9 protein-coding genes are annotated in these 10,099 nt (G+C 73.2%); 5 read left to right on the top strand and 4 right to left on the bottom strand.

Annotated features, from left to right (window positions below; all coding sequences use genetic code 11):
• The 3 genes from QZX64_RS04300 to QZX64_RS04290 all read left to right on the top strand — a co-directional run.
• The coding region (locus tag QZX64_RS04300) for an FAD-dependent oxidoreductase (protein WP_295657263.1) at nucleotides 1-1,483 on the top strand (1,483 nt) is incomplete at its 5' end.
• Nucleotides 1,484-1,592: 109 nt separating this feature from the next.
• A complete protein-coding gene (locus QZX64_RS04295) occupies nucleotides 1,593-2,735 on the top strand; it encodes a MalY/PatB family protein (protein ID WP_295657262.1) in 1,143 nt (380 codons plus the stop codon).
• A gap of 20 nt (nucleotides 2,736-2,755) precedes the next feature.
• On the top strand, nucleotides 2,756-3,937 hold the full coding sequence (locus QZX64_RS04290) for a nucleotide sugar dehydrogenase (RefSeq protein WP_295657261.1): 1,182 nt from the start codon (nucleotides 2,756-2,758) through the stop codon (nucleotides 3,935-3,937).
• A gap of 83 nt (nucleotides 3,938-4,020) precedes the next feature.
• Here QZX64_RS04290 and QZX64_RS04285 read toward each other — a convergent pair whose 3' ends face one another.
• From QZX64_RS04285 to QZX64_RS04270, 4 genes are read right to left on the bottom strand one after another with little or no spacing between them, the layout of a single operon-like run.
• Entirely contained in the window at nucleotides 4,021-5,556 is a 1,536-nt protein-coding gene (locus tag QZX64_RS04285; protein WP_295657260.1) for a glycosyltransferase family 2 protein, read from the bottom strand.
• Nucleotides 5,556-7,292: a hypothetical protein gene (locus QZX64_RS04280; protein WP_295657259.1), complete on the bottom strand. Its 1,737-nt coding sequence runs from the start codon at nucleotides 7,290-7,292 to the stop codon at nucleotides 5,556-5,558. The genes QZX64_RS04285 and QZX64_RS04280 overlap by 1 nt, the downstream gene beginning before the upstream one ends.
• Nucleotides 7,289-8,239 (bottom strand): hypothetical protein, encoded by a 951-nt coding sequence (locus tag QZX64_RS04275; protein WP_295657258.1) that lies wholly within the window; start codon nucleotides 8,237-8,239, stop codon nucleotides 7,289-7,291. The genes QZX64_RS04280 and QZX64_RS04275 overlap by 4 nt, the downstream gene beginning before the upstream one ends.
• The gene (locus QZX64_RS04270) at nucleotides 8,229-9,314 is read right to left on the bottom strand and encodes a sulfotransferase family protein (protein WP_295657256.1); all 1,086 of its coding nucleotides are present in this window, start codon (nucleotides 9,312-9,314) and stop codon (nucleotides 8,229-8,231) included. Before QZX64_RS04270 ends, QZX64_RS04275 begins: the two co-directional genes overlap by 11 nt.
• Nucleotides 9,315-9,479: 165 nt before the next feature.
• On the opposite strand from QZX64_RS04270, the gene QZX64_RS04265 reads away from it, so the two are divergent.
• Both QZX64_RS04265 and QZX64_RS04260 read left to right on the top strand, forming a co-directional pair.
• Entirely contained in the window at nucleotides 9,480-9,971 is a 492-nt protein-coding gene (locus tag QZX64_RS04265; RefSeq protein WP_295657254.1) for a pyridoxamine 5'-phosphate oxidase family protein, read from the top strand.
• A 9-nt stretch (nucleotides 9,972-9,980) separates the two neighbouring features.
• Nucleotides 9,981-10,099, top strand: a 119-nt coding sequence (locus QZX64_RS04260; protein ID WP_295657265.1) for an SRPBCC family protein, incomplete at its 3' end; no start/stop codon positions are given.

The raw sequence follows: 10,099 nt of genomic DNA, 5'->3' as shown, positions 1-10,099 counted from the left end.
CCTCGCCGCGCGCACCAACGACCGCACCGACGCGTGGGGCGGCACGCCCGAGAGGCGGATGCGGTTCCCCGTCGAGGTCGTGCGCCGGGCTCGCGAGGCCGTCGGCGACGACTTCCCGATCGTCTACCGCATCTCCCTGCTCGACCTGGTCGAGGGCGGCCAGAGCTGGGCGGAGGTCGTCGATCTCGCGCACCGGCTCGAGGAGGCCGGCGTCAGCGTGCTCAACACCGGCATCGGCTGGCACGAGGCACGGGTGCCCACCATCATCACGCAGGTGCCGCGCGGGGCCTGGCGCAGCACGACGGCCCGGCTCACGGCCGAGGTGTCGGTGCCGGTGTGCGCGAGCAACCGCATCAACACCCCCGAGCTCGCCGAGGAGGTCCTCGCCTCGGGCGAGGCCGACCTGGTCTCGATGGCGCGCCCGCTGCTCGCCGACCCGGCGTTCGTGGCCAAGGCCGCAGCCGGCCGGGCCGACGAGATCAACACCTGCATCGCCTGCAACCAGGCCTGCCTCGACCACGTCTTCGCCAACCAGCGCGCCTCCTGCCTGGTCAACCCGCGCGCGTGCCGCGAGACCGAGCTGGTGCTGATGCCCGTACGCCGCCCGCAGACGGTCGCCGTCGTGGGTGCCGGACCGGCCGGGCTCGCCGCCGCGGTCAGCGCCGCCGAGCGCGACCTGGCGGTGACCCTGTTCGAGAGGTCCGCCGAGCTCGGTGGCCAGTTCCGGCTGGCGATGGCGGTGCCGGGCAAGGAGGACTTCAGCGACACGCTGCGCTACTACAGGCGCCGCCTCGAGGTCCTCGGCGTCGACGTGCGCCTCTCGACCGCCGCCGCCGCCGCCGACCTCACCGGCTTCGACCACGTCGTCGTCGCCACCGGCGTGACCCCGCGGATGCCCGCCATCGAGGGCATCGAGCACCCGTCCGTCGCGTCGTACGCCGACGTGCTGAGCGGCGCCGTCACCCCGGGCCGGCGGGTCGCGGTGATCGGGGCGGGCGGCATCGGCGTCGACGTGAGCCACTGGCTGACCCACGACCCGGCCGACGACCTCGACGACTGGATGGCGCACTGGGGCGTCGGCGACCCGACCCTGCACCCGGGCGGGCTCACCTCGCCCAAGGCACGGACGCCGGTCCGCGAGGTCACGCTCGTGCAGCGCAGGACCACGCCGATCGGCCTCGGCCTGGGCAGGACGTCGGGGTGGGCGCACCGGGCGGTGCTGAGGCAGTCGGGCATCAAGCAGGTCAGCGGGGCGACGTACGACCGGATCGACGACGACGGGCTGCACTACACCGTGGAGGGTGAGCAGCACCTGGTGGCGGTGGACACCGTGGTGGTGTGCGCCGGGCAGGACTCGGTGCGATCGGTGTTCGACGACCTCGACCACCCCTCGGTGCACCTGGTGGGGGGCGCCGACGTGGCCGCGGAGGTCGACGCGAAGCGGGCGATCCGTCAGGGCACGGAGGTCGTGGCGGCGCTGTGAACGCCGGAGTGCGGGGGGTAGTCAGGCGCGGAATGGCGGTGATCCGAGCTCCCGGACGACCATTTCGCACCTGACTACCCCGCGACGGGCGCCCGATAGCGTGACCCGCATGATCCGCGACTTCACCGACGAGGAGGCCCGCCGGGCGCTCAGGCTCAAGTGGGGGCTGGCCGCGGCCGACGAGATCCCCGCCTGGGTGGCGGAGATGGACTACCGGGTGGCCGAGCCGATCACCGAGGCGCTCACCGCCGCGGTGGCCGACGGGGTCACCGGCTACCCGCCGCTGGACGTCGACGGCGACCTGGCCCGGTCGTACGCCGGCTTCGCCGAGCGCCACTACGGCCAGCACGTCGACCCGGCGCAGGTGCTGCCGGTGGTCGACGTGACCGCCGGGATGCGGTTCGTCGTCGACGTGCTCAGCGAGCAGGCACCCGTGGTGATGCCGGTGCCGGCGTACGCCCCGCAGCTCGACATCGCCGCCATCACCGGCCGCCGGCGGGTCGACCTCGTCGTGGACCCGGACGCCGAGCGGGCGGAGCTCGACCTCGACCGGCTCGACCGGCTGCTCGCCGACGGGGCCCGCACGCTCCTGCTGACCCAGCCGCACAACCCCTGGGGCCGGGTCTTCACCCGCGCGGAGCTCGAGGGGGTGCGCGACGTGGTGCTCCGTCACGGCGCCCGGGTGGTGAGCGACGAGATCCACGCCCCGCTGGTGCTGCCGGGGGCCTCGCACGTCTCCTACCTCGACGTCGAGGGCACCGGCGACCACGCGGTCGCGCTGGTCTCGGCGTCCAAGGCCTTCAACATCCCCGGGCTGCGGTGCGCGCAGGTCGTGACCGCCGACCCGGCCACCCGCGATCGGCTGCTCGACGTGCCGCTGGCGCGCAACGACTCCTGGTCGTCGCTGGGCGTGGTGGCCTCCGTCGCGGCGTACTCCGAGGGCGACGCCTGGCTGGCCGCGCTGGTGCAGCGCCTCGACGAGCAGCGGGCACTGCTGCGCCGGCTGCTGGCCGAGCACCTGCCCGCAGCGCGGATGCGCCCGCTCGAGGCGACGTACCTGGCGTGGCTCGACCTGCGCGCCTACGGCCACGACCAGCCGGCGCAGGTGATGCGCGAGCGCGGCCGGGTGTGGCTGGAGGAGGGAGCGACGTACCACTCGGGACTCACCGGTCACGCCCGGCTCAATCTCGCGACCTCGCCGCAGCGGCTGACACTGATCGTTCGTCGGATGGCCACCGGCCTCGGCGCCTGACGCGCCACGGTTCGGGCACAATGCCTCAGGTGAGCACCAAGATCGCCGTCGTCGGCCTGGGTTACGTGGGCCTGTCCATCGCCGTCCTCCTCGCGCAGACCCACGAGGTCGTCGGCGTCGACGTCGACGCCGACCGGGTCGACCGGCTCAACCGCGGCGTCAGCCCGATCCACGACTCCGAGATCGAGCAGTTCCTCACCACCCGCGACCTCCGGCTGACCGTGACCCTCGACGCGGCGTCGGCCTACGACGGCGCGGAGTACGTCGTCATCGCCACGCCGACCGACTACGACCCGGTCACCAACTACTTCAACACCGACTCGGTCGAGAAGGTGGTGCGCGACGTGCTGTCCGTGGCGCCCGACGCCACGATGGTCATCAAGTCGACCATCCCGGTGGGATACGTCGAGGACCTGCGCCTCCGGCTCGGCACCGAGAACGTCATCTTCTCCCCGGAGTTCCTCCGCGAGGGCAAGGCGCTGCTCGACAACCTGCACCCGTCCCGGATCGTCGTGGGCGAGGAGAGCGAGCGGGCCCGCCGCTTCGCCGACCTGCTCGTCGAGGGCTCCCTCGACAAGGACGTGCCGGTCCTGCTGACCCAGCCGACGGAGGCCGAGGCCATCAAGCTCTTCGCGAACACCTACCTCGCGATGCGGGTGGCCTACTTCAACGAGCTCGACTCCTTCGCGCTGACGCGCGGCCTCAACACGCGCCAGATCATCGACGCCGTCGGCCTCGACCCGCGCATCGGCACGCACTACAACAACCCGTCGTTCGGGTACGGCGGCTACTGCCTGCCCAAGGACACCAAGCAGCTGCTCGCGAACTACCAGGACGTTCCGCAGAGCCTGGTCGAGGCCATCGTCACCTCCAACACCGCCCGCAAGGACTTCGTCGCGGCCGACATCCTCACCCGCAACCCGGGGGTCGTCGGCATCCACCGGCTGATCATGAAGGCGTCCGCCGACAACATCCGGTCGAGCAGCGTGCAGGGCATCATGAAGCGCATCAAGGCCAAGGGCGTCGAGGTCGTCGTCTACGAGCCCGAGCTGCGCGAGGAGACGTTCTTCGGCTCCCGGGTCGTGCGCGACCTCGACGAGTTCAAGCGGGTCGCCGACGTGATCGTCGCCAACCGGATGGTCGGGGAGATCAAGGACGTGGCGGACAAGGTCTACACGCGGGACCTGTTCGGGTCGGACTAGCGGGGGGTTCGCCCGCGGTGGTTGGGATCCCCGGATATCCGGGGATCCCAACGGTTCGAGGGCGTTGCAACGGCTACCAACCGTCAGGACCGACGCCACAGCTTCCGCTTGCGCTGCGGGTGCGACTCCGCCGGGACGGCGCCGAGCGCCGCGTCGAGGAGCGCCGCCGACTCGGCGGCGTCCATCGCCGGCTTCGCGCGCAGCACGAACCGCTCGACCTCCCGCTCCGCCACCGGGACGAACCCGACCCGGGCGGCGTCGTACGTCGCGGCGCCGAAGGCTGCGTCCAGCAGCTCGTCGGGGTCGTCGCCGTCGGCGAGGAGGCGGGCGACGCGGGCAGTGGCGGCGGTGCGCTCCAGCCGGGCGGCGGTGCCGTCGGGGAGGGCGATGACGCGCAGGCCGTGATGGGTGCGCTCGAGGTCGTCGAGCAGCACCGCCATCGCGTCGTACGACGGGGCGAAGGCGACGCCGGGCAGGGTGAGCCGGAACTCCGCGTCGGTGGCCGGGTCGGGCGCCGGCACCAGCCGGACCCGGGGCTCGCCGCGGTAGGACCGGTGCACGATGCGGGTCTCGAGGACCGGGTCCTCGACGGGCTGGATGCGCTCCTCGTGCACCTCGCTCCACGGCCCGACGACGAGCACGCGCAGGTCGGGCACGGAGGAGTCGAGCAGCGAGTCGACGACGCGCACGGTCTCGTCGGCGGGGCCGGCCGGCACCACGACCTCGAGGTAGGGCACCTCGTAGGCCCGGCCGTGGCGGTTGCGCTTGGGCCGCATCGCGGGCACGAGGTTGGCGAGGTAGGGGTCGTTGTAGCGGTTGACCTGCTCGGCCCGGCGCAGCACCTGCGAGCGGCCGAGGTGCCAGCTCATCGCCTCCCGGTCGACGACGAAGACGCCGCCGGCCTGGGCGAGCTCGTGGCCCAGGGCCATGTCCTCGCCCAGCCGCAGCGAGGGGTCGAAGCCGCGGGAGGAGAGGTAGAGGTCGCGGGTGACCGATCCGGTCATGCCGATGTGCACGCGCTGGGCACGCGGCCCGGCCCTCGTCAGGTCGGCGGTGCGCCGCCAGAACCCCTCGACCCACCTGTGCTGCTCGTGCTCCTCGCCGGGGAAGAGGTCGGCGGCGCCGCCGGCGGCCACGGTGTCGCGCACGTCGGCGGGCGACCGATCGAGGAGCGAGGTGGGGTCGACGAAGCGCTTGTCGCCACCGGGCACCGCGTAGTCGACCAGATGGTGCCACCGCATCTGCGCCTCGACCTCCTCGCGGTGGGCGAGCATGTCGGCGTCGTACCAGTGCAGGACCTCGCCGTCGCTGGCGAGCGCCCCCTGGTGGCACGCGTTGGCCCGCCCCCACCCGGACTCCACGCGCAGCAGGCGGGTGCGCTCGGGCCGTACCTCCGGCAGCTCCAGCGGCGGGGTGCTCCCGTCGTCGACGACGACGACCTCGAGCAGGTGCTGCGGGTAGCTCTGGGCCGCGAGCGCGGCGAGCACGTACGGCAGCGTGCGGGAGTAGTTGAACGCCGGCACCACCATCGTGACGGTCCTGGTCGGCTGCCACTCCCCCAGCGCGGGCGCGGCCAGCACGCTCCAGTCGTTGTGGCGTACGACGGGCTGCCGCGGCATCAGCCGCCCGCCCGCATCTCGGCGCTGGGCCGGAACCCGGGCCACGTCGTGTCGGTGATCTCGTCGCGGCGGAACTGGTCGTCGTCCATGGTCCAGGTGTGGCCGGCGCCGGTGCGCCGCAGCACGTAGCCGAGCCCGTGCGTGCGGTAGATCCGGCCGCCGGCCGCCTCCACACCGGCGAGCAGCTGGGTGTCGACGAAGCGGCGCACGCGCCGGAAGTCGCCGAGCGAGCGCAGGGTGTGGCGGTCGATCATCATCGTGCCGCCCGCGACGAACCGGTTGAAGAGCTCGGAGGGGTGGTTGCGCCGCACGGTGACGTCGTCCTGCTGGAGGTGGACGAACTCCGAGGGCATGCCGACCACGTCCGCCCCGGTGAAGCGGCGAGCCATCAGCAGGTCGTGCACGGCGTGGGGGGAGTACCAGTCGTCGTCGTCGACCTTGAGCAGGACCGGCGCGGACGCGGCGTCCGCGGCCGCGGTGAGCACGTCGCCGAAGAACGTCTCCCGCGGGAGCTCGAGCAGCACGTGGGGCGCGCCCGCGAGCGCGGCGGAGACGCGAGCGGGGTCGGCGGCGAACCCGTGGGTGGCGAGCACCAGCTCCACGTCGGCGCCGCGCTGGGCCGCGACCTGGGACAGCGCGAAGTCGAGCTGCTCGGGGCGCCGGGTCGCGAGCAGGACGCTGACGGGCGGGAGACCGGGGTGGCGTGCGCCGACCAGCCGGCCGACACCGGACCGCCACGCCAGGGTGGAGTGGGAGTCAAAGGTGAGCCGCCGCACCCGCAGCGCCTGCTCCTCGCGCGCGAGCGGGTCGTCGAGGTCGCCGTCGGCCACCACGGCCCGCACCAGGTCCGGGTCGAGGAGCGGGTGCCGGCCGGTCGCCACCAGCGGCACCCCCGCCATGGCCAGCCGCAGCACCTGGGCCGGGTCGTCGCTGCCGAGGTCGACCCGTACCCCCTGGTGGGACCGCGCCCGCGCCACGGCCGCCTCGGTGACCCCGGCGGGCCCGGGCGCGAGCGTGAGCAGGTCGACGACGGGGTGGTCCCAGGACTTGCGCCAGCCGACCGGGTTGAACACCATCTCGTCGACCGGCTCGAGCCCCGGCTCCGCCACGACGGTGGGCGCCCGGTCGATCACGTGGTGCGAGGCGACCGGGCCGTCGTCGGGGCCGCGGACGACCACGACGTCGGGGGGCACGTCACGGTCCGCGTCGCCGGCCTCGGCGACGGAGCCGAGCAGCGGCGCCCGGACGTCGAGGCCCGGCAGGCCCTGCCGGCCGGCGTACGCCACGACGACGCCGCCGTGGGTGGCGTCGGTGCCGGGCACGGCCTGGCGCGCGAGCTCCGCCAGCACCTGGTGGGCGCCCACGGGCGCGTCGAAGCGGGCGACGGTGAGGAAGCCGACGTCGAGCGGGCGGGCGTTGAGGCTGGAGAGCGGCGCCCACTCGCCGCGGGGGTGCAGCACCAGCGGGCCGGTGCCCTCGGTGAGCCAGACGCCGATCGTGCGGCACTGGCCGAGCCGGGGGATCGCGGAGGCCGCCCGGCGCAGGGCCGCCCGGTCGGAGGCGACCAGCAGGACCGACCGCCAGCCACGCCTCACCACGGTGTCCGGCTGCACCTGCGAGAGCGCGACGTACCCGTCGATGCCGTCGGGGAGTGCGGCCACCACCGCGTCGTCCGCGGTGACGACGAGCACCGGGGCGGCCGCGTTGGCCAGGAAGCTGTCGAGCGGGTTCGTCACGGTCTCGACCTTCGGAGCGACAGCGCCTCGGGCAGGGAGTGGTCGACCAGGGGTCGCGGCTGCTCCTGCAGCCAGGTGCGGGTCACGTGGTCGATGACGTGGACGCCGGGAGGCGCGGTGACCTTCACCAGCCCCTTGAGGGGGGTGCCGGTGCGGATGGCCCCGTCCACCTCGAACTCGCGGAGCTTGCGGTAGAGCCGGGTGTTGGTGAAGTCGACGCCGTCGCGCCGCCAGTGGGCGAACTCGTCGGTGTCGTGCCACCTCACCTCCGCCACGAGGCCCTGCGGCAGGACGATCCTGCGCGTGTCGCGGGGGTACTCGCGCAGCTCCCAGTCGAAGGCCTTCACGTAGGTGTACTGCGGACCCATCGGGTAGATCCAGGGCTCCAGGAAGCTCAGGCTCAGGTCGAGCCAGCCGGTCGACTCGTCGACCACGGTCAGCGGGTGCCGCGGGATCGCCACGATGGCCCTGCTGGTCTCGAGCTGCCAGGCCAGGTCGCGCAGGATCTGCGCACCCTCCGGGGAGAGCACCATGTCGCCGTCCCACTTCATGGAGTACGACGTGCGCACGTGGCTGAAGGACCAGTTGTAGAAGTGCGTGAGCGAGTGGACGCTCGTCGCCGGCGTCGCGAGGTGCTCGGCTCCGGCCCGGGCCACCCGGTGGGGGTAGGACAGCCCGGTGAACCGGTCCCCCGCGCCGCGCTCCTCGGCGATGCGCCGCGCCACCTCCGGCGTGCCGTCGTCGGACCCGTTGTCGACGAGCACCACGTGCTGCACCGCGTCGAGGACGGGTGGCAGCACCCACGGCAGGTTGCGCGCCTCGTTGCGGACCCGGAAGACGCAGGTGAGGCCCGGGCGCAGCCGGCCGCCCTGCTCCCCCGACGCGTGCCAGGGCCAGGTGACGTCGTACTCGGGCAGGCCCTCGAGCGTGGTGATGTCAGCGCTCACGCCCCAGCGCCTTCCGGATGCGGGTGCGGGCGGCGGGCGGCACCAGCGCGCGCACCGCGTGCGGCACCGCGTCGATGCGGCTGGTCGGGGCGGGCACGGGAGGCGCGGAGCGGGCGCCCTCGCGGCGGGCGGCCAGCGCGGTGGAGTGCGCGAACGCCTCCGCCTCGGCGTACATGTCGGCGTAGGCCACGCGGAGCTGGTCGAACGACTCGTGCGCCGCCGGCGTGTCGCCGCCCTCGTCGGCCAGCCCGTCGAGCGCCTGCCACGTCTCGTCGGCGAGGTCGCGCAGGCGGGCCGGCACCTCGACGTCGTCCCAGGTGAGGGTCACCCGGCGCAGCGTCGGGTCGATGAAGGAGTGCACCTCCCGGATGTCGTTGGCCATCGCCGTCCTCACCGCGTGGAGGTCGAACCGGTCGCCGATGCGGAAGACCGGGACGGTCCAGTCGGCCAGCATGTCGGCGTACCGCACGAAGGCACGCTGCTCCCCGCGGGTCGCCCGCTCGGTGTGCAGCATCATGTTGATCCACGCCGCGGTGCGGGTGACCCCGTTCTGGTCGGCGCCGTAGTAGGCCTGCTTGCTGCCGACCACCTCGGTGACGGGCCGCAGCATCGTGACGTACGACGACGTGGCGTCGTTGCGGGCGGCCGCGGCGCGCCACAGGCCCAGGAACCACGCGGCCCGCGGGTCCTTGACCACGAGCTCGTCGCCGGCCCGGAGCTGCTCGGCGAGCCACGTCGTCACCCGTTCGCGGACGGCGTGGTCGGCGCTGACCCGGCCGGCCTCGAGCCACGCCTGCGGGCGCGCGTCGGAGACCTGCACGTTGCTGCGCCGGAGCAGCTCGTGGTGGAGGTCGACGGCCCACTGCGGCTCGCCGAAGCCCTTGGGGTTGGTGGCGTCGGCCACCACCTCGGGCTGCGGCACGTGGAGCCCGAGGGTGCGCAGCGTGCCGGCCATCACGCTCGTGCCGCTGCGACCGGAGCCGACGACGAGCACCACGCGGCGGGCCCGGCCCGGCTCCTGTGCCGGCCCCTGTGCCGGCTCCTGGGCAGGCGGCTGGGCCGGGGCGCTCGACATGCCGGGCAGCCTATCGCCGGGCCGCCCGCACTCCGGCAGGCGCCGTCGTACGCCGGGGCGCGGGGGACCTCCACACGCTGCAGAGGGAATCCTCGACACGCTGCTTAGGCGCGGCTCCTTCGGGTACCCCGTCATGACGAATTCAGTCGCAGTGAGAGGATCCCGATGAGCGAGAAGACCCCCACCCAGCACGTGGGCGAGCTCGTGAAGCGCGCCGAGATCGGCATGCTGACCACGATGACGTCCGAGGGCCGTCACGTCAGTCGCCCGATGGCCCTGCAACGGACCGAGTTCGACGGCGACCTGTGGTTCTTCGCCTACCAGGACTCCGACAAGGTCGCCCAGATCAGCGTCCACCCGGAGGTGAACGTCGGCTTCGCCAACTCCAAGCAGAGCGAGTGGACCTCGGTGTCGGGCACCGCCGAGGTCGTCCACGACCGGGCCAAGGCGGAGGAGCTGTGGTCGGCCCCGCTCAAGGCGTGGTTCGAGGACGGCCTGGACACCCCCGGCCTCACCCTCATCAAGGTGCACGCCGACAGCGCGGAGTACTGGGAGAGCCCGTCCAGCAAGGTCGTCCGGCTCGTGGGGATGGCCGCCGCCGCCGCGACCGGCGACAGTGACAAGTTCCCGGGCAAGAACGAGACCGTCAACCTCTGAGGAGACCAGATGAGCCAGATCCAGAAGTCCATCGACGTCGACGTGCCCGTGCGCACGGCCTACGACCAGTGGACGCAGTTCGAGTCGTTCCCCCAGTTCATGTCCGGCGTCGAGTCGATCACGCAGGT

The organism is uncultured Nocardioides sp., assembly GCF_902805925.1.
In the GTDB taxonomy this organism is placed as follows: Bacteria; Actinomycetota; Actinomycetes; order Propionibacteriales; family Nocardioidaceae; genus Nocardioides.
The sequence above is the reverse complement of the archived record's forward strand: the minus strand, read 5'-3'. Positions and strand labels throughout refer to the sequence as shown.